The following is a 22,449-nucleotide window of genomic DNA, read 5'->3' on the forward strand; positions in this document are numbered from 1 at the left end:
ACGGTTTTAATCCGTGTCCTTTGCCAGCCGGAAGTCCAGCCCACTCCTGCGGCTCAAGCCTGATCCGCTTCTATCTGGTGGAACCGTTACCGCCGCCCATGCAATCGCATAACTGCCAGCACTGCTGGTAACCCAGGCCCACACTCTTTCTGACGGCGTGGTGCCCGGAACGTGAGTTATACAACGTGTGAAACTGATTCCCCGAAGTGTTCTGTGGAGCGAAGAAGCTACTGTATCTCCGAAACCCGTCGCAGCACCAGCCGCGACGCGTTACGAATACTGGAATTCTGGTCCGAAAGCGCCACCGTTGACAAGACCTGTCTTACACTCGTGTCCGCTTCCACTGGCTCCAGCATCGAAATCGCAGCCGACCGTACCTTCGCATCCGGATCGTTCAGCAGCGTTTCCAACACCGCATCACGCACCTGCATGTCATCGGCAATATACGGCTGCAACCCTTCCAGAGCCTTCGCACGCACCGCCGAGCTGCGGTCATAGCGCAACGCCACCATCAGCGCCTCGCGAATGCCCGTTCCCTGCGTCCCCGTGTCGTTGCAATCATGGCCTGCACGGCATTCATCCGCCAGCAGCTCCACCGAGTTGTCCCGCACTGCGGGATTCGCTCCGTTCTGTGAAGCCACCATCAGCAACTGACGGATCTGTGGATCGTCCAAAGATCCTTTGATCTGCCGGGGCTGCACCTGGTTAAACGTCACCTGCACCAGGTCCGAGTTCGGTTCCCGCACAATTCCCGATACATTCGCAACCTCGCCCGGCGAAATCGGCCGCATCTTCGGCTCAACCGAGATAGAAACTGGCTTGAAAGTGGAATCATCCGGATTCTGCGCCGCAACCATATGCCGCGCCGCAAACTCGTATCCACCCAGGCTCCCCAGTCCCGCGCCTGCCACCAACAGCAGCCCTGCCGCTACCGGCGCAGCCTGCAATCCCGTCGCTGTCCGCGTCATCCAGTCGCCCACGCGGTCATACCATCGCTTCGGCGGAATCGCGTCCAGCGCCTCTTCCAGCCGTGTTCGGCTTCGCGCCATCAGGTTGGGATCGAGCTCCGGAACTAGATAAGCCGCCGCCAGCGTCTTCAGCGCCAGCAACTGCTCCTGTTCCTCACGGCACTCCGTACAGCCTGCCAGATGCAGCGCCAGCGCATGTGCCTCGTCGTCTGGCAGCTCACCGTAGGCTGCCAGCACAACCCTTTCGTGACTCTCGTTGCAATTCATGGATATTACGTCCTGTTTGCCTCAAAATTTTGTTCTTCCCCCGGTTGCTTTCTCACCGGCGCTTTGCGCGCTCCTGGAAGCAACTCGTCATTGCATAGGCCCGTTTGTTATGGGCCGTCCTACCTCGCGCCAGCCAATTGGCCGCGCAACTTCTTCGTCGCACGAAAGAGCGTATTCTTAGCCGTCTCTTCCGTAGTGTTCAACATTTCTCCAATCGTCCTGAGCCTCAATCCCTGATAGTGCTTCAGTTCAAACACCATCCGCTCCCGCGGCGTCAGCGTCTCCAGCGCATCCTGAATCCGTGCGCCCAGCACCTTGCGGTCCAGCTCCCGTCCCGGATTCGAAAACGCCCGGTCATCGGAAACCGTAGCCATCAGATCAATCTCGTCGCCCGAGTGGTCCACTACCACCGCCGAATCCTCGCGCCGCGTCTTCTTCCGCCGCAACTGATCCAGGCAAAGATTAGTGACGATCCGGTAAATCCACGTATAAAACGAACACTCAAACCGGAAGTTATTCAGATACCGGAAGGCCTTCAAAAATGCTTCCTGATAAATATCTTCAGCATCCTGTTCACTGCCCGTCAGATGCAGCGCCAGTCGCAGCACCTGATGCTCATACTGCCGCACCAGGGCATCAAAAGCCGCCCGCGATCCAGCTTGCGCCTCGCGGATCAGGTCCATCTCCGTCGCACGGACCTTTAGCCGGTCATCCTGGCTCTGCTGCACATGGCCGCGCCCACGGGAATCCCCCCGCCCGCGCGCCTGCCCGTCGCTTGCCGTTGTCGTCATACCTGGCAAGGATTGTACGCTCAGGCCACCATTCCAGGCAGCATCGATCGGGGCAGTAAGTGGAACTGCGTCGGTCGCCATACGTCGGTTCTCCAGCGAAACAGGTGCCTACAAGCTCGGAACTGCGTATTTATCTGACCCCCAAACCCCGAATTCGTGAGCAAAACCTCGCAGCCGATTCACTGGCATTAGGCATAAATCTATCTTTGCCTTCTATTCCCTCGCCCTCAATTTCCCGGATTCGCAAAGACTACGTCCGCTTTCCGCATCGCCGGTGTTACCGTCAGTCGCGTAATTTTACCGGCCTCAACGTGCCCTTCGACCACTGTATTGTGCGGTGCGTGCAGTTTGAAATCTGCCGTCCAGTCCTTCGGCCATGCTGGAGTGAGCAGGATCTTGCGGCCCTCGGTCTGTATCAGCATGTTCTGCAACGTCAGCATCCCGTTGCCGCCATTATCAAGATCAGGAATCCAATCATGCCCCGCCCTCCAGAACCACTTAAACCGTTGGTCGCCGTAAAAGGTAAACTCCGCCACCGCTGCCTTTTTCGCATCCTCTGTCAAGCCGAGCAAGGCGGCCTCCACACCATCCTGCCCCCAGCAGGTGTCCTGCGGGAACAGACGCGCTGCGTAGGTGTTACGCGCCAGTTCCAGATCTGGCTTACCTACCTCATACAGCTTGTACGGAAACACCGTGTACAGCTCCGGATTCTCCACATTCTCCGTCTTGCCGTACTGGGCTGCAGGCAAAATCACAGGCTTCCCATCTGCATCGCCTTTGCCCAGAGGCGGAATCTTCCCTTTCGCCGTGGTTCCCGTCGCAATCGGCGACAGGTCGTCCAGCACCTTCTTCCACCGCGCCCGATCCGCCTCCGTCGTCAACCCCTCCGGCAGCGCCAGCAGCCGCGGCAAAATCGACTTCAACCCCGCAATATCCGGCGTGGGATTCACCGCGTCGAGTTGATAGGTTTCAATCGACTGCGAAGGAGACATGTGGATCTTTCCATCTGCGGCGCGTGGCCAGTGCTCGTCGTAGTACGTCACAATCGCGTCCGCCAGCGGAACCAGTTTCTCCATCGCAAACCCGGCGTTGCCCGTCACGTCGTACTCGTCCAGCATCTCCGCAATCACTTCCATCGAGCCCTGAATGTGATAGCGCATCCAGCGACTGTCAACCTCATCCGTCGGGTTGTCCCACCCGAAATCGTTCAGGTTCGGTGTCCCCCAGAAATACATTGTCTCGATAAACGAAGCGCCGCCATGGTGGAAGTACATTTGGGTACGATCCTTCGCCAGTGGCAGCGCGTTCACATACATGTTGAACCACGGCTGCAGCAGATCCAGATCGCCGCTCGTCACCAGAGGCCAGTACGGCAACCGGTTGTTCTGGTTCCAATACGAGTCACCCCACGCGCGGTAGTCCGGATTGTGATCCTTCGGCGTCGAGTCCACGTTGTCGGGCACATCGTGGCCCACGGTAAACAGACCGCCATTGAACTTGACCGGATACACGCCCCTCGACGAAGCAGCCATCATGTAGCGCTGCATCGCATACCCCTGCGAAACCGCCTCCGCATCGGGCGATCCTGACACACGAATCCAGCTCCGCCGCCAGAACTCCCGCCACCACAGCGCATGCGACTCCCATGTCTGCGCGGTCGGGAGCGCCTCCACCGTCCTCGCCAGCGCATCCATAGCTGGCGCCCACGTCTTTGCGTCACCCACACCCGTCTGCGTCAGCGCGACAACATCGACACGACTATCCGTGCCAGCTTTTGTCGAACGCAGCACGTGATCGTCCACCGGCTTCATGTCCGGACCCGTAATTGTTGCACCAAAGCACCGATGCAACAGCGGGTCAGGATATTTGCTTTCCAGTGCCTCGAGATGCTCCCGCTTCAGCACCAGCGGATACACGCTCTCGCGATTCCAGTGAAACCAAGTCACGCGACCCACACCCTGTGACTCCCCAACTCGCAAAATTGTGTCGGCCTCAAAATCCAGCGGCACCACGTGATCACCAAATTCGAACATCCCACCCCGCTGCGGCTGCTTCTCGCTGTAAGGCCGCGTCTGGGTACGCCAGTCTTCCAGCCGAGCCTCCACCGTTACTGGCTGTTCCGTATGCGCCTCCACATGCAACACGGGATGATTCGCATCCACCCACACTCGTACACGATTCTCACCCTGCGCGATCTCGATGCTCCCGTCTTCCAGATGCAGCGTCTGCCTGAACCCAGCTCCAGTAAACGGACTCGGCGTCAATCGCACACGCACCCGCCCCAGCTTCAACAACTGCCCAAGCTCAGACCATGCATCGTCCTTCGCCAGCAGCACCACCACATCCCCATTCGCTTCTGTCCAGACGTTTGCGGCGAGATCGCCGTTGCCGATGGGCATCGAGTCATTCTCATTCCGCCCCAGCGAAGTCCACGTCACATCGTTCGCCGCCACTGAGTCCCGGGCAGCAACCAGCCCATCGGGCACAGCCGGCATCTGGCCCTGCCCCCGCGCCACCACCCCGCACAACCCGGCAACCATCATCAGCCCGCACAGCCCCGCCCACCAGCGCATCCGCAACATAGCCCCGCTCCCCCAACAAAACTCAAACCCCACCAGCCTAACTCCTCCAACCCGCGCACAACTGTCCACTGTCGACTGTCCACTGGTCTCTGATCTCTGATCTCTGGTCCCTGATCCCTGTATCCCGCTATACTCCCATCCGAAACCAAAGTCCCCAAAGAGGACCCTCATGCGCAAACGGCAACTCCTCACCGTTCTACTCATCGCCGCCTCAACCACACTCCTCGCCCAGATCGAACCCCAACCTCAAAATTCCCATCTCACTAGCAGCACGACAGAACCCACCATGGCCTCAAACGAAAAAACCACCACCCCCGCCGCAGCCCCCTCCACAGACGCCTTCACCCCGGAAAACTCCGGCGGCTCCGCCCGCGGCGGCGGTGCCCGCGGAGCCATGCTCACCTCCGACGGCAGCTCCTCCCACGCCGGCAGGCTCGTCTCCCAGGCCGAAGGCCATCACAAAGACACCTGGTTCGACCACGCCGTCCTCTACGAGATCTACCCCCGCAGCTTCCAGGACTCCAACGGCGACGGCATCGGTGACATCAACGGCATCACCTCCCGCCTCGACTACCTCCATGACCTCGGCATCGGCGCCATCTGGATCACCCCCATGTACCCATCCCCCGGCGTCGACTATGGCTACGACATCTCCAACTACACCGCCATCGACCCCGAATACGGCACCATGGCAGACTTCGACCGCATGGTCGCAGCCGCCAAACAGCGCCACATCCGCGTCATCATGGACTACGTCATCAACCACACCTCGGACCAGCACCAATGGTTCCTCGACTCCCGCTCATCCAAAGACAATCCCAAACGCGACTGGTACATCTGGCGCGACGCCAAAATCGGCCCCGACGGCAAGCGCCACCCTCCCAACAACTGGCAGTCCTGGTTCGGCGGCTCCGCATGGACATGGGACGAGAAAACCCAGCAGTACTACTACCACTACTTCTACGTCCAGCAGCCCGACCTCAACTGGCGTAATCCCCAGGTCCGCAAAGCCATGTACGACGTCCTTCGCTTCTGGATGGACAAAGGCGTAGCCGGCTTCCGCATCGACGCCGTCAGCCGCCTCTTTGAAGACCCCGAGCTGCGCGACGATCCCTATCTGCCTGGCTACAACGCCTACGGCGACCGCAACATCCAGCACAAATACACCGACGATCTCCCCGAAGTCCACGACGTCCTCCGCGAAGTCCGCAACGTCGTCAACGCCTATCCCGGCGACCCTGTCCTCGTCACCGAAGCCGACGAGCCCAACATCACCCAGCTCACTAAGATGTACGGCAACGGCGACGAAGTTCAGCTCCCGATGGACTTCCAGATCGCCGACCTGAACGAGCTCTCCGCCCCAAAATTCCGCGAGCTCTTCAACCAGATCGAATCCAACACCGCCCACGGCCAGCCTGAATACTTCTTCTCCAACCACGACCAGCGCCGCCAGTGGGACCGCTACGGCGACGGCGTCCATAACGATCAGATCGCCAGACTCATGGCCGCCCTGCTCCTCACCACCCGCGGCACCCCGCAGATGTACTACGGCGAAGAGATCGGCATGCGCACCACCGACCCCGCCCGCATCGAAGACGTCCACGACCCCATCGGCAAACTCGGCTGGCCCAAAGAAAAAGGCCGCGACGGCGAGCGCACCCCCATGCAGTGGACGCCCGGCCCGCAATCCGGCTTCACCACCAACCCAAAGCCCTGGCTCCCCATCCCGCCCAGCGCCGGCGCCTACAACGTAGAAACTGAGTCTAAAAATCCCGACTCCATCTACAACACCTACAAGCGCCTGCTCGCTCTAAGAAAATCCGAGCCGGCCCTGCGCACAGGCGAATACCAGGCCATCGACGAAAACAATCAGCACGTCTTCAGCTACCTCCGCAAGAGCCAGGACGAAACCATCCTGATCGCCCTCAACATGAGCGCCCAGAAACACACCATCGACGCCAAAGAAGCGGGCTCCACAGCTGAAGTCCTCTATCGCAGCCCACTGGGCCCACACGGCCTCGCCACCGAAACCCTCGACCTCAACAAAGTCACTCTGGAGCCTTTTGGCTTCGTAGTAGCCAAAGTCAAATAGTGGCAAATCTTACATCACTCTCGATGGCATAGAGATTTGTCATCCTGAGCGTAGCGAAGGATCTGCTTCCAGCACGCATCACCACAACTCCAGGTGTCTCATCCATTCCGCGGGTGCGCGGGTTCCCCGGTCTCGCTTTTGAGACGGGGAACCACGACACTGCTAATGGCTCATGTAAAACGCCTGCATAAACCGGTACAGCGACCACAGATCCACCTTGCTCGACATCTCGTATGTCGCGTGCATCGAGAGCAACGGAATCCCCACATCCAGCACCTCCATATTGCGCCGTGACAGGAATCCGCCAATTGTGCCGCCACCGCCGACATCCACCTTCGGCGTCTGCGTCTGCCAGGCAATGTGATTGCTGTCAAGAATATGCAGGACCTGTGCAGTGAACTCTGAATTCGGGTTGAACCCCGCGCCATACATCTTCACGGCGACACCATACCCGACAATAGCTGAGTTCGAATTCTCGGAGTTGCCCGGAAAAAGCGGATTGACGCCATCATTGCAATCCGCCGACAACACCTTGGTATTCGCGAAAGCGGTGCGCAAATCCAGCGCAGTCGCTGGCTTTGAAGAAGCAGCCTGGGTCTGCGCATCGATGAGTTCGGTAAAAGCCGTATCAATGAAGTCGGAGCCGGCGCCCGTATTGTTTACGCTACCCACCTCTTCGAAGTTGCTGATGTAGGTGAAGGCCGTCTTCCGCGGCGTCCCCTTCACATCAAACAGCGCGCGAGAAGCGTCGTAAGACGAAAGCTTATCGTCCTGTCCCCACGATCCCGTCAACCCGCCGTCGACGCCCACGTCGGCTGGCTGCGTTGCAGGCACAAGCTCAAGCTCCGCCGCCACCAGATCCTCATCGCGAATCTGAAACCGCCGCCGAAGCTCGGACATTACCTCAGCTGCCACCGTATCGTGCACTCCGGGGATTGAGCCGACAACCGGGTTCATCTCTTCACCCGAGAAGACTTCCGTATACGTGCGGTTGCGCAGCAGCTTATCCGAGTGCGGTGCGGCATCAGGAATCACAAAGACAGGGTCACCCGGCGTAAAACCGATATTGACCTCGACATGTCGTCCATCCACCGTGTCTATATGACCCACCAGCGCCATCGGCAGATTGGACCACTGATATCGCTTGATGCCTCCATAGGGAATCGTCTTCAGCAGTGCAACTGAGCCAGGTGCGTCGATCACAGGCCGCGCCTTGAGATTGATATGCGGCGAATCCTCATGCGCAGCCACCATCCGCGAGCCGCTGATAATAGGGTCCGAACCAATAATCGCGAACAACACGGCACGGCCGCGATTGTTCACAACGAGCCGCGCGCCCGGTTTCACCTGAGACGACGAGGTGAAATCCTGAAAGCCCGCTTCATGCGCAAGCCGCACCAGCTCCTGGTCAGACAGCGAGGCAGACTTGGCATGGCGCATGTAGTCCTTGTATGGGCCCGCGAAGGCAAAGACCTGCGTGCGCTGGTCGGGCGTGAGCGTGATCCAGGCTGATTTGGCGGCTACTTTGCCGGTATCTTTGCTGGCTTCGGAGGGACGCTCATCTTCCTGAGCGAAGGCGGCGAAAGTGAGGGCGGCGACACAGACAAACAAAGCCAGAAGCTTGGCACAATGAACATGAGGCATACCTGAGGATACCGGGAGAGCGTCGATAAGGGAACGCTCGGGCTTCGCGAAAAAAGCGATGCACGCCGCACGCGCAAATTCGCCAGGCATGGTTGCATCGCATGCCCGGCGAGTTCTACGCGTATTTTCTGATCGTTATGCCGTCGCCTTCGCAACGAGGAACTTCTTCAGCGAAGCGAACCCCAGATAAGCCGCAGCCAGCAACGACACCCAGGCTCCCGCGCCTACCGAGATCTGCTTCATCACTTCTTTGCGCATCTCTTCGGCTACTTCCGCCGGCGCGCCATCCGCTGCCGAGCCCAAGCCATGCATAGCCAGTAAAGCCACCAACACCATGAACACCAGCGGCAGCAGTCCGCCCAGCGCAGCACGCTTATCCTTCCACAGCGCGCCGACAAACGGTCCGGCCAGAGCCACGATCCCGAGAAATCCATAAAACCCAGCGCTTCCATGGGTCGACATCTGCTGCATCGCCTCAATCACATTCGAAGCGTTCAGCAGCCCCAGCAAATGCCAGAACGTAAAGCTGAACTTGCCGACAAATCCGCCATCGACCGTTATAGTCGCCAGGAAGAACCACCCGACAATCAGCACAGCCGTCGCAATCAGCGTCGGCATACCAAACTTCGCCACTGCCGTCGATGCGAATGCAGATCCCTTTTCCTTCGCCAACGCCATCGCGCGTTCGGTTTGTTCCTTCGCAAGCTGCGACTCGGAGACAGCCGTCACTGAAAACACCATGCCATCCGCGCTGAAATCCACGTCCACTACCGTGCCCGGCTGCGGCAGCGTCGCCGATCTCCACACGCCTTCCATCGGAAACGTGTACTGTTGTCCGTCCACAATCACCAGACCCGGCCCGTTGGTCGGATCGCGCAAGATCTTTCCTCGCTTGCTCATCTCACCCTCCTCGCAACCCGTTTGAATTTCCCTTCGGTTTCGGGTTGTTACCGCTTCCCGCAAGTGCTACCATCGCGCCAAGAACGAATCAGCCAATTCTGTTCCCCCACAATGTCTTTCTTGCAAGAGCGTTCCTGCGGCCTTACCGCAGCTTTCTCTGCCATCTAGAGCGCAATTTCGGGGGGAAACTGGTCATGCAGCAGGAAAAATCTGAAATATTTTTCGATCCGTCTCGCGAGCCCATACATCCGGCGATGCCGCGTCACGCGCTCGACGACCTCTTCAGCGCGGCGTATGAAGAGCTGCGCCGTCTCGCCTCCGCCATTCGCCGCACTGACTCGAACGCCACCGTCAGCGCCACCACGCTCGTCAACGAAGCATGGATCAAGCTCTCGCACTCGCCTGACTTCGCGTATCAGTCGAAGCTTCACTTCAAGCGCATCGCCGGCCGCGCCATGCGCCAGTTGCTCATCGAGGCCGCACGCCGCAAGCACGCCAACAAACGCGGCGGCGATTTTGCTTTCGTCACCTTCGATGAAGCCATCCAGCATGGCCCTGCACGCGCCGGCGAACTCCTCGCCATCGACGCCGCTCTCGACAAGCTCACCGAACTCAGCCCGCGTCAGGCCATGGTCGTCGAGTGCCGTTTCTTCGCCGGCATGGACGCCACCCAAATCGCACAGGTTCTCGACATCTCCGAAGCCACCGTCCAGCGCGACTGGCGAGCCGCCAAAGCATGGCTCGGCTCTGCATTGCGCCAGGCTGACTAGAGCGGAGGGTGCTCATGGACACAGCAACCTGGGAAAAAATCCAAACCCTCTTTCACCAGGCGCTCGACCTGCCCGAGCTTGAGCGCGACGCATTTCTACGCCATGCCTGCACCGATGATGCCACCATGCTCGCCGAGCTCCACGCCATGCTCGCCGCCGATGCTGAAGGCACCTTCCTCGACAACGACCTCGCTCGCGTAGCCGCCGGAGTCATCGAAGAGCCATCCGCAACCCAGCACATCTCTCGCACCTTCGGCCCTTACACCACCGTTCACTTGCTCGGCGAGGGAGGCATGGCCGTCGTCTATCTTGCCCAGCGCAAAGACCTCGGCGGCCACGTCGCCATCAAGGTCTTGCGCGACGCCTGGCTAAGTCCCTCGCGCCGCGAGCGCTTCCTCAGCGAACAGCGAACACTCGCCCAACTCAACTATCCCTCCATCGCCCATCTCTACGACGCCGATACGCTTTCTGACGGCACGCCCTGGTTCGCAATGGAGTACGTTCAGGGCATCTCGCTCACCGCATGGTGCGCCAAACACAACTGCTCCATCACGCGCCGCCTGCAGCTCTTCCGCACCGTCTGCGACGCTGTGCAGTATGCGCATCAACAAGCCGTCATCCACCGCGATCTCAAACCCTCCAACATCTACGTCAAAGACGACGGTTCCATTCGCCTGCTCGACTTCGGCATCGCCAAGCATCTCGAAACTCTGGAAACACCAGCCTCGCAAACCGTGACCAGCCTGCGCATGTTGACGCCCGCATACGCCTCACCCGAGCAGATTCGTGGCGAAGCAGTCTCCGTGCAGGCAGATGTCTATTCACTCGGCATCATTCTCTTCGAACTGCTCACCAGCTCACTACCGTACGATCTCTCCAACCTGACACCTGGTGAATCCGCCACGCTCCTGCTCGATCACGACACGCCGAAACCATCTGCCCTGGTAGCTCGCAATCGCATGGCGGACAAGCCAGCTCTTGTGGCCAGCCGCCGCGAATGGGCCGACCTCGACGTTCTCTGTCTTGCTGCGCTGCACAAGGATCAGCAGCGCCGCTACCGCACCGTAGACGCTCTTATTCGCGACATAGATCACTATCTCTCCAGCGAACCACTTGACGTGCGCCGCGACAGTCTCTGGTATCGCGCCAGCACCTTCGTCCGCCGCAACCGTCGAGCCGTCGCCTTTGCTACCGGTGTTCTTGTCTTCATCGCCGCGCTTATCACCTGGTCAACCCTGCGTATCGCCCGCGCCCGCGATGCCGCTCTCGCAGAAGCAGCACGCACCGCGCGAGTCCAAAGCTTTCTCGTCAATCTCTTCGATGGCGGCAATGAAGATACCGGCCCCCCCGGTGATCTTCGCGTCGTCCAGCTAGTCGATCGTGGCGCCGTCGAAGCCAATGCCTTAAGTACCGCCCCGCGCACTCAGGCTGAACTCTTCGAAACCCTCGGCACCGTCGAAGATCACCTCGGCAAATACGACAAAGCCGACCAGCTCCTGCATTCGTCCCTGGCCCTGCGCACAAAACTCAATGGTCCCGACAGCCCCGAGGCTGCCGAAGCCCTCCTCGATATCAGCAAACTGCGCATGGATCAGGCGCGCTTCGATGAAGCGGAACAGCTCGCGCGCCAGGCCCTCGCCATCGACAACAAACAGCTTCCACCCTCACACCCCGCGCGTGCCAAAGCCATCTCCGTCCTCGGCATGGTTCTTGAAGATCAAGGCAAATACTCCGAAGCTATCCCAATCCTGCAACAAGCTGTCGCTCTCCAGTCCGCTCCCGGTGGCGTTGAAACCGATCTCTCCGCCAGTCTTACCGAACTCGCCAACTGCCAGTTCTACTCTGGCCATCTCGACATCGCCAACAGCCTCAATCAACGCGTCCTGGCCATCGACCGCCGCCTCTACGGCGACCGCAACCCCCAACTAGCCGACGACCTCATCAACCTCGGCGCTGTCCAGTACGAGTGGGGACACTTCACCGAGGCCGAAAAATACGACCGCCAGGCTCTCGACATCGAGCGCTCCTTCTACGGCAACGATCATCCTGAGACCGCCTCCGCCATGACGCTTCTCGCACGAGCTCTCAACGCAGAGAGCCGCCCAGCCGACGCCGTCACCCTTCTCAAGTCCGCACTCTCCATTGAAGAAAAAGCCTATGGTCTCGTGCATCCACGCGTCGCATCCACCCTCAACGATCTGGGTCACGCCGCGCAGAGGACTGGCAACTTCGACGAGGCCCGCGCCGATTTCCAACGCATGGCCGACATCTATCGCACCGTATACAACGGCAAGCACTATTACATCGGCGTCGCTCTCGGAAATCTCGCTTCAGCCGAGGCCGCGCAAAAGCAGTACGCTTCCGCCGAGCGGCACTATCGTGAAGCTCTCGCCATGTATGCCGATACGTTGCCTGCGAATCACAAATACATCGGCACCACCCACGGCAAGCTTGGCCGTCTGCTCCTGCAACAGGATCGCTACAAAGAAGCAGCACAAGAGTCTGTACTTGCATATCAGAATCTCAAGGCTCAGCCTACTCCGCCCACGGATGCTCTCCAGGAGATTCGCATCGATTTGCAGCAGGAATACACCGCACTCCATCAGCCGCAAGAACTCGCCGCCATCTTGCACTGAGCCAGGCAGCACAGGACGCCCCATTCACTCCAGATCGCACATCGTCACCTTAGTTCGGCGAAGGACGATCCATATGCTCAATCACCACAACCGGCACCGGACCTTTCGCCGGCACCAGCTTCAGCCCAAGCTGCTCTTTCAGCGCGGTAGAGAGTTGCGGTGCATCCGCGGAATCATCTGCCGCTTGTTGACCGTCAGGCGTCCACCTCAGCTCGAAGTCGAACTTCTTCTCGCCAAGCCCTGTCTTGTCCACAATCAGACGCCCCACGGAATTCGTAAATCCAGTCACGATGGCATCCACCTGCATGCCTTTCGCCACCAACCTTCCGCGGTACATCGACTCGGAGGCGTTTTCACTCGCGACCGCTTCTTTCATCTTCAGCCCGCCCTTGGCGATCACAAGATCATAGACAGGCAACTCTCTCGTCTCTTCATGTGCCTTGAACTGGCACCGCTCCTCCAGAATCGACCGGATCATCGGCTCCTCTTCTGCCCATTGCTGCTTCTCAGAGAGATGCTTCCATCGCTCAACCGTCTGTGCATCCACCTTCGCCACAATGTCATAGGTCTCTGACTTCGCCCAGCCAGGCAACCCCGAGATCTGATCCTCCATTTCAATGTCGTACGCCGCTTGAACCAACGAGTACATGCTTATATTCCACCATTCCATGCCATCGGGCAGAGTCCTCATTCCGCTGCCAGCCTCTCCGGGCTTATGCGGCTTGATCGAAACAACCTCATAACTCGGAGCTTTGTCGCCTGCGCTAACCGCGCCAGGAGACTGCGCATCAGCTGCCGAACTGCCCTGCCCGAACACCGGCAACATAGACACAATCCAACACGCCGCAAGAAAGATAAGCCTTTGCATAGCTCACGCATTGTAACGCCATTCCCTTGCAATAAACTCCAGATACGTCAGCTATCGCAGTTAAGGTTGGGCCATCGCCGGGCACCCATTCATTTCACCCTTTCTGTGGAATGAATGGGAAACGACCCCAGGCCATGCACCAACCTCGCAAACCCATTTGCGCAACACACGAACCGGAGAGAGCAGTGGTATTTATGCCATTGAATCGTAAGGCCAGCACAAACGGGGCTTCAGCCCCGGGCCTTTCACACTCACACGCACACCATCCACTAACCCATCCCAACCCGCACACTCCTCACGTTGATACAATCCGCCCTATGAAGCTCCTTTCCGCCGCAGTAGTCGCGCTCTCGCTCGCTCAACCCGCCCTCGCGCAACAAGTTCAGGACAAGCCATTGCCGCTCTCCGAGCCGCGCCCCAGCGCCGCCACCGTAGAGCAATGGCAAAACCGCAGATTCGGCATGTTCATCCACTTCGGTCTCTACTCGCAGCTCGGCGGCATGTGGCAGGGCAAGCAGATCGACAACGGCTACAGCGAGCAGATAATGGCCAATGCGCCTATCCCGCTCGACGAATACGCTGCCACGGCAAAGACCTTCAACCCAACCAACTGGGACCCCGACACCATTGTCGCGCTCGCCAAAGCTGCGGGCATGCGCTACATCGTCATCACTTCGAAGCATCACGATGGCTTCAACATGTTTCACACTGCGCAGTCGAAGTACAACATCGTCGACGCCACACCCTACCATCGCGACGTCGTGAAGGAGTTAGCTGAAGCCTGCAAGCGTGGCGGCATCGCCTTCGGCGTCTACTATTCCACTATCGACTGGCATCAGCCCGGCTTCGATCATTACATCGAGGGCAACAGCAATCCCATCAGCGACGAGCACGCCCGCTTCAACGCCGCACAACTGCGCGAACTTCTCTCCAACTATGGCCCCATCACCGAAATCTGGTTTGACATGGGCAAGCCCACACCCGAGCAAAGCAAGCTCTTCGCAACCACCGTGCATAAGCTCCAGCCGCAAACCATGGTCAGCGGCCGCGTCTGGAACTACGAGGGCGATTTCACCGTCATGGGCGACAACGAAGTCCCCGCCTACGGCATCGACGAGCCCTGGCAAACTCCCGCATCCATCTTTCCGCAGACATGGGGCTACCGCTCCTGGCAAAAACGCGACAACCTGCAGGGCAAGATCGACGAAAACATCACGCGCCTTGTGCAGGTAGTCAGTCGCGGCGGCAACTACATCCTCAACATCGGCCCTGAAGGCGATGGCTCCGTCGTTCCTTATGAAGCCGACGTCCTGCGCGGCATCGGCGCATGGCTCAAGCCAAATGCCGAGGCCATCTACGGCACCAAAGCCTCGCCCTTCGCCAAGCTCGACTTCGGCTATGCCACGCTCAAGGGTAACTCCCTGTATCTCTTCGTGAAATCCGAGCCCTCAGACCACACACTGCGTCTGCACCGCGCCGGTCACAACCAGTGGCAGTCCGCCACCGTGCTCGCCTCCGGCAAACCACTCGTCATACATTCCAGCAAAGGAGACGCCATCGTAGAGCTGCCCTCTGACGCAGTCTCCGGCACGATGCCCGTGATCAAACTGCAATATCGCGGAGCACTCAAAATCGATGAGGTACTGGCGCCCGCCGGCCCGGGCACCTTGCAGGTCGCCGATGCCGAAAAGTTCTACAACTACAACGGCCAGGGCTACGAAGTTCCAAAAACCCTCTACAAGCTCCGCTGGGCAGTGCAATCAGGATGCGCCGCCCTCACCTTCCACGCCGATGGCGAAGGCCGCGTCGCGCTCGTCAGCAATGGCGACGCGCGCACCGTCACGCTAAAAGATGGCGCGCAACAGAACATCATCATCGGCGAAGACCACACTCTCGAAATCACTCCACCCGAGCCCTTCGTCAAAGGCACAACACTGCCGCTGACCATTCGCTCCATAGATCTGATCCCCCATAACTGCGGCCGCTGATACAACCCGGTCGTCATTCTGAAACGTGGCTTGTCATCCTGAGCGTAGCGAAGGATCTGCTTCTCGCTCGCACCACCATAAACAGGAGTGGATGACAGAACGGCCCGCACCACCGCTGCTTTTCTGTCTGCATCCCCGAAGGGATTTCCAAGAGGAGAGGAAAGGCTAGAAAGTCGGCATTTTCGCTTTCCATACTTTCCGCTCCTCGTCATTTCCAGCGCAGGTCTGTCAATGCAGGATTGGTTCCAGAGCAATCTTTAGATTTGAGCTCGTTCCCTATACTGACGCTAAGCGGACAAGTCCACTAGACTCAAGCCATGCCAACGAGCAACGTTGGATCGGTGACGCGAAAAACGATCGGGCTTTTCGTGTGTCTGGCTTACGGTATCGCGTGGTTCTTGTGGTTGCCGGTTGTTCTTGGCCCCAAAGGACTTCATCTCACCCGATTCGATGCTTCCATTCCGGTCTTTGTCTCCCTTGGAACCACCGGTCCCATGCTTGCCAGCTTCATCGCCATCCGCATGGAAAAAGGCCGCTGGGCTATGCCGAGCCGTTTCTTTCCCTCCATCCGGACGCGGAGTTGGCTTAACCTGTTTACTGGTCCGGCGTTGATCACAATCGCCTTCGTGATCATTCCTTACACAATCTGCGTTGCACCAGGGCACAAGGTCATCACGCTTAGTTTTCTTGCCCCTCTGTTAGGGGTCTGGCCCAATATCCTTGGCGGACCACTGGAAGAAGAGTTCGGTTGGAGAGGCTATTTATTGCCCCGCGTTGGAGCACGGACAGGAAACGTCGTGGCCGCCATCCTGGTCGGAGTCGCCTGGGCCACCTGGCACCTCCCACTCATGCTGATCCACCTGTACAGCGTCTCCTTCTGGTACTTCCTCGCTCTCGAGGTCGCAGCAGCCATCTTCGCGTCGTTCGCGTACTTCGCGACAGGTCGGAGCATCCTGGGACCTGTAATTGTGCACTACTTCTACAACACCTGTACCTTCATGCTCTACACCGCACTTGCAGGACACCCATTGAATCCCAGCCGCGACGTGGACAAGATAGTGCTCTTGAGCATGATCGGCGTAGCTGCGATGACGATCGCTGTAACCCGAGGCCGGCTTGGCGCCGCCCCTGTAACAAAGCAAGACCTGTCTTGAAAAAATCTCGACACTTATGGGAACTGATGCCTCGTGGTACCCATTCATTCCGCGTTCTCTGCGGAATGAATGGGTGACCACCACAGCCCGCACCACAGGCGAGAACACTGCCCACTATTCACCGTATCCTGTTAGACTTTCCCCGCCATGAAAATCCGTCCCATCAGTCTTATCCTTTTCGCCATTTCTCTGGCTGCGACCGTCTACGCGCAGGATGTGATCCACCTCTACCCAGCCGACGCCGCAACGCCACCGAGCTATCCCGAAAAGGAGTACTACTCCAACGTCTGGCATACCGAAGTCGTCACCAACGTCACACAACCTACGCTGACCGTCTTCCGTCCCTCACCGGATGTAAAAAATGGCTCTGCCATCGTCATATGTCCCGGCGGAGGCTTCATGGCCCTCTCCATCTCCAGCGAAGGCACTGACGTAGCGCGCTATCTCGCCGCGCGCGGCATGACCGCCTTCGTCCTCAAATACCGCCTCGCCCACACCGGCGAGGACGCAACAGCCGAGTTCGGCACGCTCTATCAGGACAAGGCAAAATTCGGAGAGATGATGAAGACCGTCGTACCCCAGTCCGTCGCCGATGGGCTCGCCGCCGTCACCTACGTCCGCCAGCATGCCTCCGATTACGGCATCGCCACCGATCGTGTCGGCATCATCGGCTTTTCCGCCGGTGGCACCGTCGCAGCCGAAGTGGCGTTTCGTTACAGACCTGAAGGCCGCCCCGCATTTGCCGCCCCCATCTACTCCGGTGGGTTGCCGGCCGACATTCCCGTCCCAACCGATGCGCCTCCCATGTTCATCGCAGCCGCCACGGACGACAATCTGGGACTTGCCCCAAGAAGCATCGATCTCTATCAACGCTGGACCGCCGCCCACAAGTCCGCCGAGCTCCACATGTACGTCAAAGGCGGCCACGGCTTCGGCATGCACATCCAGCACATCCCCACCGACAACTGGATCGACCGCTTCGCCGAATGGCTCACGACTGAAGGCTTCCTGACCAAATAACCACCACATGCGCTGAGCCAGAATCTGCTTCTCCACCACAACCCGGGTGCCCCATTTATTCGGCGTTTGTTGCCGAATGAGTGGGAAACAACCCAGGCCCGAACACTCAATTCGCATACTCTTTTCGTGCAAAGCACGAACCGTAGTTTTTCCCTGGCCTCTGGTTCCTCGCTTCTACTCTCCCAGCTTGAACACCACCTGCACCGTAGTCTCCACCTCCACCGGCTGGCCATTCAGCAGATACGGCCGATACCTCCACTGCCGCACCGCATCCAGCGCCGCCTGCTGCAGCAGCGGAGACCCGCTGACCACGCGCAGATTCTCAATCGTCCCCATCTTCGAAATCGTCGCCGCCAGTGACACCGTTCCCGCCGTGTGCGTAGCCTTAGCAATTGCCGGATACTGCGGCGTCACCTTGTACACCAGACTGCTCTCTTCCAGATGCGAAACCGCGATCTTCTGCGGCGTAGCCTGCTGCTTCACCACCGGCGGCGGACTTGGCTGGAAAGCGGATACCGCAGCCTTATCCCCGCCAACCACCGAATCCGGCATCCCCACACTCTCCGGAGCTATCGTCGTCGCGATGTCCGGCCTCGTATCGATCTTCGATAGCTTCGTCAGATCCGTCGGCGGGATCAATGGATTGAATCGCGCGACCGTTGTCGTCGTCGTTGGCCGCGACACCACAGCAGGCGCAGCCGAAGGCACCGTGATGCCAAGCGTGCGATGCAGTATCTGTCCCGGCAATCCCTCGGGATAGATCAACGGCATCACAACTAGCACTGCGACAATCGAGGCATTAAAAGCCAGCGCAAACACAATCCATTTGCGCGTCTGCGTCGCAACAACTCCCCGGGACTCGAACGTTGCATCCTCGAACATACGGCCCTCCCGAACAGCATGAAATCTGTTCAGATAGACACCGCACATGCGCTGTGTGTTCCCGGCGTTCTTTAGAAATCCCGCTCGATACCTAATCCGTCGCCAACACCTGCACCGCTCCCCGCATCCAAACCCGAGTCGCAAGGAATTGCGAGAGGGAGCAAAAAGAAACACATGACTAACGAAAATAAGAAGAGCGCATACGCACATGACAACCAGAGCTCCGACTCCAAAAGCGCTATCAAAGAACTCATCGACGCCCTTAACGAAGATCTCGCCCGCGAGTACCAGGCCATTATCGCCTATACCGTCTATAGCAATGTCCTCTCCGGCGCCAAGTGGATGAACATCGCCGCCGAGCTCAAGCTTCACGCCGCGCAGGAGCTGCAGCATGCCATGATCATTGCCGATCAAATCGACTACCTTGGCGGCATGCCAACAGCTACGCCCAAACCAGTCAAGCTCACCAGCAAGGCCGAAGAGATGATCCAGGCCGACCTCGACAACGAAACCGAAACCATCAAGAACTATCGCCAGCGCGTCAAACAGGCCGAAGCCTTAGGCCACTACGCACTCGCCGAACAGCTTCGCACCATCATCTCTCAAGAACAGGAACACCAGCACGACCTCGCCACAGCTCTTGGCATTGATGTTCCCAAAGTCCTCGAAGCCGGCGCATAGTTGCTATCACCCAAAACAAAAGCCCCGCGGACAATCAGCTCCGCGGGGTTTGCTTATGTTTTTTCTGATGCCTAAATCGTAGGAAAGAAGCTCAGCACCGCCGTTATCCCCGCCACCACATTGGCAATAACGCCAATCTTCTTCGCCACATTCTCCATATCGCCCTGCACCTTCTTCAGGCCGGCATTCGCATCTGCCACAGTTTTCTTCAACGCAGTAAAACTCGCGTCATCCTGCGCAATGCGAGCCTCATCATCCGCTGACAACACATTGCCGATCCAGAGCTCGATATCTCCGAGCTCCTTGATCGTCAGCGTATCGTTCGTCTGCTCAAATGATTTCTTCGTCGACTCGTACAGATCCTCGTACGCTTTCCGCACCGCGGGACTCAGCGGATACGTAATCGCATCCACATTGCCTGCCGCCGCGCCGCTACCCCCTGGATTCACCGGTGTCGTGCTCAATGCAATCCTCCTCGCGCCGCGCGCGTCCACTTCGCTACTTCGCCAGACTCGACCCTGCTTCAGCCAGACTGCTCAGCGTCTCTTTCAGGCTCCCGGGGTTTCCCCCACTCAGCTGCACCGCCAGCGCGTGATGCTTCATGTACAGGTCTTCAAGCGCAGACTTCAGCTTCATCAATTGCTCATGCCCTGCGGTCTCCTGGCGCTGCCATTGCGGCATCTTCTCAATCTCATTCCGCTTCACCGCTGGATCAATAACCGCGCTGCTCGTCAAAAACTGTCGTTGCCGCACAATCAGGCTGTCCAGGTCTTTCTCTTCAGCATCCGCAAGATAATCCGCTTCCGCTGCCAGCTTGCCGCACAAATCCTTCATCGGACCATCCATCGCCGTGACCTTTGCTGGCAGCTCTTTCTGCTCTACGCGATACGTCAAAAACTCCCCCAGCGCCTGCACACCCTTCGTCAGTCCCGTAGAGATCGTGGATGTGATCGGCGGCGCAGGAGAAGTCGAACTGCTTACGGCGCTCGTCGTCGTCCCGCCGGAAACGGTCGTAGTCGTGGTCGTAGTCGTAATCGTTGAGGTAGCCAGCCCCAATCCCGATTCGATAATCGGCCCCTGCTGGTTTCCAAGCGCCGTCAGGCTTCCGCCCATCGACTTCGCCGAGGCATCCAGATCCTTCGTATCCAGCCCATCTGAAATCGCAGTGAGCTCTTTCACATACGTCTGCAGACCCTTCAGCACCTCCAGGCGCACCTCCACCTGGCTCTCGCTCAACAACGGCTTCACCTTTGCGTAATAAGCCGAATCGCCATTGTTGAACGCATCGATCGCGTCATAGTCTTCGCGCTGGTTGTGAATTGAATTCGCGGTGTCGTACGCCGCCTGCGACTGCGTCACCACGGGAGGCGTCGCATCCGCCAGCGCCTTCACCTGCTGCGTAATCGCTTTCTGGTTACATCCACATGCCGCGAAGCACAGGCCAGCGCTAACCATCGCCGCCAGGCTTCGCGTCATCCATAGGGAGTTGCATCCCGCGCCGTGACCCGCCGCACAGGAATCCACCGTCGTTCGCATGCCCGCATGGGACACCACAATCAGCCCCCTTGTCAATCGAATCCGCTCAAAACGCGGACGATTCTTTCATTTGTGTCTTCAGTCCCGAAATCGCTTCACCATCGCGCGAAAGCATCCACGCTGATCACTGCGGGTGGCCCCAGGTCCGGTTACTGTGTTGCTGCCGTCTCGCCCATTGCGCTCTATTCCTCTCCAATCGATCCGGTCTCAAGCCTTCCTGAATCGATTTGCAGAGTCAAGCACGAAATCTCCATCGCCAATTGCCCCGCGTCAGAGTATCCTCCTTGCGAAACTTCTTCTGGGTTCACATCACTAAAGAGCGTATCCGCGCAGAAGCAGCCTCCATCCGAGGCAAATCTCCTGCGCCAGCCGCATCGATAGGAGCAAGACCATGCCCAAACGAATCGTCTACCTCAGCGACGGCACCTGGCAGGGACCGCTGGACAACACCAACATCTACCGTCTCTCCAAAGCCTTTGTCGAATCTGCCGATCAGCACATCATCTACGACGACGGCATCGGCGCCGACGCCACCGGCCTTGATCGCATCCTCGAGGGCGCCTTTGCGACGACCATCTTCAAGAAAATTACTGACGGCTACAAAGCCATCGCCCACTCCTACACGCCTGGCGACCAGCTCTATCTCTTCGGCTTCTCCCGCGGAGCCTACACTGCCCGCTGCGTCGCCGGCATGATCGCCAACTGCGGCCTTCCTTCCGGTTCCTTCACCGATGATTGTGTCGACAAGGTCTTCTCCGCCTATCGCACCCCCGCACAGCGCGCCGCCATCCTCGCCACGCTAGGCGCATGCAACCTCGTCCCCGCCAGCATCTTTATGATCGGTGCCTTCGAGACCGTCGGTTCCCTCGGCATCCCAGCCATCTTCGGCAAAATCGATGTCGACAAGTACGGCTTCCTCGACACCAACCTTCACCCCGACGTCAAGAACGCCTTTCACTGCCTCGCAGTCGACGAGCACAGACCTCAATTCCCCGCCACACTCTGGACTCCGCTCGATCCCCCCGTCCCTGGCCAGACTCTCGAGCAGATCTGGTTCACCGGCTGCCACGGTGACGTGGGCGGCGGCAACCAGGCCGGCGGCCCCGTTGATAACAACACCCGCCTCTGCGACATCACCATGGGCTACATGCTCGGCAAAGGCATCGCCTGCGGACTAACCGCCGATCCTGCCGTCGTAGCCAAATACGGCACACTCGCCTCCGAATACGCCATGGACGCCTACACCGATAGCTGGAAACCCGTCGACGGCAACCCCTTCTATCGCCCCATTGCCTCAGCTTCCAACCTCTCCAACAGCGTCTCCATCCGCGCCAAATACCTGGACGCTTACCGCCCACAAAACCTAACCTTCACAGACGACGCCCTCGCCACCACTTACGCACTCATGGACCTCGTAAGCAACAGTCCCTTCTGACCAGAAGCAGGCTGTCCTGCGAAGTAGGTTTTTGTAAGAAGCAGGTTGTCATCCTGAGCATAGCGAAGGATCCGATTTTGCTCGCATCACCACAACCCTCGTGGTGCCCATCATTTTTCGCGTATCTTGCGAAAAGGGTGAGCACCACGAATATCTGCACCACCAGCAATCGCAGCGCCATCGTCGCCGTATTCCTCGCAGTCACGGCAGATCCACCTCGTGGTTCTCGATTAAT

General features: G+C 58.8%; 17 protein-coding genes. 8 read left to right on the forward strand and 9 right to left on the reverse strand.

The features are described from left to right. Positions 1-227: 227 nt before the first annotated feature. From OHL22_RS10450 to OHL22_RS10460, 3 genes are all read right to left on the reverse strand, one after another. Positions 228-1,235, reverse strand: a complete 1,008-nt coding sequence (locus OHL22_RS10450) for a HEAT repeat domain-containing protein (protein ID WP_263336587.1) — start codon at positions 1,233-1,235, stop codon at positions 228-230. Between the two features lie 119 nt (positions 1,236-1,354). Next, positions 1,355-2,107, reverse strand: a complete 753-nt coding sequence (locus OHL22_RS10455) for an RNA polymerase sigma factor (RefSeq protein WP_263336589.1) — start codon at positions 2,105-2,107, stop codon at positions 1,355-1,357. A gap of 146 nt (positions 2,108-2,253) precedes the next feature. Then, the gene (locus tag OHL22_RS10460; protein ID WP_263336590.1) at positions 2,254-4,608 is read right to left on the reverse strand and encodes a DUF5703 domain-containing protein; all 2,355 of its coding nucleotides are present in this window, start codon (positions 4,606-4,608) and stop codon (positions 2,254-2,256) included. Positions 4,609-4,777: 169 nt separating this feature from the next. On the opposite strand from OHL22_RS10460, the gene OHL22_RS10465 reads away from it, so the two are divergent. After that, a complete protein-coding gene (locus OHL22_RS10465) occupies positions 4,778-6,700 on the forward strand; it encodes a glycoside hydrolase family 13 protein (RefSeq protein WP_263336593.1) in 1,923 nt (640 codons plus the stop codon). A gap of 162 nt (positions 6,701-6,862) precedes the next feature. Here OHL22_RS10465 and OHL22_RS10470 read toward each other — a convergent pair whose 3' ends face one another. Together OHL22_RS10470 and OHL22_RS10475 are read right to left on the reverse strand one after the other, a co-directional pair. Further along, on the reverse strand, positions 6,863-8,434 hold the full coding sequence (locus tag OHL22_RS10470) for a zinc-binding metallopeptidase family protein (protein ID WP_263336595.1): 1,572 nt from the start codon (positions 8,432-8,434) through the stop codon (positions 6,863-6,865). A gap of 45 nt (positions 8,435-8,479) precedes the next feature. After that, entirely contained in the window at positions 8,480-9,244 is a 765-nt protein-coding gene (locus OHL22_RS10475; RefSeq protein WP_263336597.1) for a hypothetical protein, read from the reverse strand. A gap of 194 nt (positions 9,245-9,438) precedes the next feature. On the opposite strand from OHL22_RS10475, the gene OHL22_RS10480 reads away from it, so the two are divergent. Continuing rightward, positions 9,439-10,014, forward strand: coding sequence for an ECF-type sigma factor (locus OHL22_RS10480; protein ID WP_263336599.1), 576 nt, complete (start codon positions 9,439-9,441; stop codon positions 10,012-10,014). A 14-nt stretch (positions 10,015-10,028) separates the two neighbouring features. Further along, entirely contained in the window at positions 10,029-12,650 is a 2,622-nt protein-coding gene (locus OHL22_RS10485; RefSeq protein WP_263336602.1) for a serine/threonine-protein kinase, read from the forward strand. A 49-nt stretch (positions 12,651-12,699) separates the two neighbouring features. Here the strand turns inward: OHL22_RS10485 and OHL22_RS10490 are convergent, their stop codons facing one another. Continuing rightward, on the reverse strand, positions 12,700-13,476 hold the full coding sequence (locus tag OHL22_RS10490) for a TIGR03435 family protein (RefSeq protein ID WP_263336605.1): 777 nt from the start codon (positions 13,474-13,476) through the stop codon (positions 12,700-12,702). Positions 13,477-13,835: 359 nt separating this feature from the next. On the opposite strand from OHL22_RS10490, the gene OHL22_RS10495 reads away from it, so the two are divergent. From OHL22_RS10495 to OHL22_RS10505, 3 genes are all read left to right on the forward strand, one after another. Further along, a complete protein-coding gene (locus tag OHL22_RS10495; protein ID WP_263336608.1) occupies positions 13,836-15,506 on the forward strand; it encodes an alpha-L-fucosidase in 1,671 nt (556 codons plus the stop codon). A gap of 317 nt (positions 15,507-15,823) precedes the next feature. Next, complete coding sequence (locus tag OHL22_RS10500; protein ID WP_263336611.1) at positions 15,824-16,660, forward strand: CPBP family intramembrane glutamic endopeptidase; 837 nt, start codon at positions 15,824-15,826, stop codon at positions 16,658-16,660. Positions 16,661-16,807: 147 nt separating this feature from the next. Further along, the gene (locus OHL22_RS10505) at positions 16,808-17,680 is read left to right on the forward strand and encodes an alpha/beta hydrolase (RefSeq protein WP_263336615.1); all 873 of its coding nucleotides are present in this window, start codon (positions 16,808-16,810) and stop codon (positions 17,678-17,680) included. Between the two features lie 174 nt (positions 17,681-17,854). Here the strand turns inward: OHL22_RS10505 and OHL22_RS10510 are convergent, their stop codons facing one another. Further along, positions 17,855-18,562: an energy transducer TonB gene (locus OHL22_RS10510; RefSeq protein WP_263336618.1), complete on the reverse strand. Its 708-nt coding sequence runs from the start codon at positions 18,560-18,562 to the stop codon at positions 17,855-17,857. Between the two features lie 174 nt (positions 18,563-18,736). On the opposite strand from OHL22_RS10510, the gene OHL22_RS10515 reads away from it, so the two are divergent. After that, positions 18,737-19,243: a ferritin-like domain-containing protein gene (locus OHL22_RS10515; RefSeq protein WP_263336621.1), complete on the forward strand. Its 507-nt coding sequence runs from the start codon at positions 18,737-18,739 to the stop codon at positions 19,241-19,243. Between the two features lie 71 nt (positions 19,244-19,314). On the opposite strand, the gene OHL22_RS10520 is transcribed toward OHL22_RS10515, so the two are convergent. Then, positions 19,315-19,707 carry a hypothetical protein gene (locus OHL22_RS10520; RefSeq protein WP_263336624.1) on the reverse strand — a complete coding sequence of 131 codons (393 nt, stop codon included), beginning with the start codon at positions 19,705-19,707 and terminating at the stop codon, positions 19,315-19,317. Between the two features lie 34 nt (positions 19,708-19,741). Further along, positions 19,742-20,719, reverse strand: a complete 978-nt coding sequence (locus OHL22_RS10525) for a hypothetical protein (protein WP_263336627.1) — start codon at positions 20,717-20,719, stop codon at positions 19,742-19,744. Between the two features lie 451 nt (positions 20,720-21,170). On the opposite strand from OHL22_RS10525, the gene OHL22_RS10530 reads away from it, so the two are divergent. Continuing rightward, complete coding sequence (locus tag OHL22_RS10530) at positions 21,171-22,214, forward strand: DUF2235 domain-containing protein (protein WP_263336632.1); 1,044 nt, start codon at positions 21,171-21,173, stop codon at positions 22,212-22,214. Positions 22,215-22,449 lie beyond the last annotated feature (235 nt).

The sequence above is a fragment of the Acidicapsa dinghuensis genome, from assembly GCF_025685685.1.
GTDB classification, from domain to species: Bacteria; Acidobacteriota; Terriglobia; order Terriglobales; family Acidobacteriaceae; genus Acidicapsa; species Acidicapsa dinghuensis.

Coding starts and splice junctions, on each gene's coding strand:
- OHL22_RS10470 (WP_263336595.1), bottom strand. CDS start 8,434: ATGCCTGGCGAATTTGCGCGTGCGGCGTGCATCGCTTTTTTCGCGAAG.
- OHL22_RS10480 (WP_263336599.1), top strand. CDS start 9,439: ATGCAGCAGGAAAAATCTGAAATATTTTTCGATCCGTCTCGCGAGCCC.
- OHL22_RS10465 (WP_263336593.1), top strand. CDS start 4,778: ATGCGCAAACGGCAACTCCTCACCGTTCTACTCATCGCCGCCTCAACC.
- OHL22_RS10530 (WP_263336632.1), top strand. CDS start 21,171: ATGCCCAAACGAATCGTCTACCTCAGCGACGGCACCTGGCAGGGACCG.
- OHL22_RS10515 (WP_263336621.1), top strand. CDS start 18,737: ATGACTAACGAAAATAAGAAGAGCGCATACGCACATGACAACCAGAGC.
- OHL22_RS10510 (WP_263336618.1), bottom strand. CDS start 18,562: ATGTTCGAGGATGCAACGTTCGAGTCCCGGGGAGTTGTTGCGACGCAG.
- OHL22_RS10500 (WP_263336611.1), top strand. CDS start 15,824: ATGCCAACGAGCAACGTTGGATCGGTGACGCGAAAAACGATCGGGCTT.
- OHL22_RS10450 (WP_263336587.1), bottom strand. CDS start 1,235: ATGAATTGCAACGAGAGTCACGAAAGGGTTGTGCTGGCAGCCTACGGT.
- OHL22_RS10485 (WP_263336602.1), top strand. CDS start 10,029: ATGGACACAGCAACCTGGGAAAAAATCCAAACCCTCTTTCACCAGGCG.
- OHL22_RS10460 (WP_263336590.1), bottom strand. CDS start 4,608: ATGTTGCGGATGCGCTGGTGGGCGGGGCTGTGCGGGCTGATGATGGTT.
- OHL22_RS10490 (WP_263336605.1), bottom strand. CDS start 13,476: ATGTTGCCGGTGTTCGGGCAGGGCAGTTCGGCAGCTGATGCGCAGTCT.
- OHL22_RS10505 (WP_263336615.1), top strand. CDS start 16,808: ATGAAAATCCGTCCCATCAGTCTTATCCTTTTCGCCATTTCTCTGGCT.
- OHL22_RS10525 (WP_263336627.1), bottom strand. CDS start 20,719: ATGACGCGAAGCCTGGCGGCGATGGTTAGCGCTGGCCTGTGCTTCGCG.
- OHL22_RS10495 (WP_263336608.1), top strand. CDS start 13,836: ATGAAGCTCCTTTCCGCCGCAGTAGTCGCGCTCTCGCTCGCTCAACCC.
- OHL22_RS10475 (WP_263336597.1), bottom strand. CDS start 9,244: ATGAGCAAGCGAGGAAAGATCTTGCGCGATCCGACCAACGGGCCGGGT.
- OHL22_RS10455 (WP_263336589.1), bottom strand. CDS start 2,107: ATGGCGACCGACGCAGTTCCACTTACTGCCCCGATCGATGCTGCCTGG.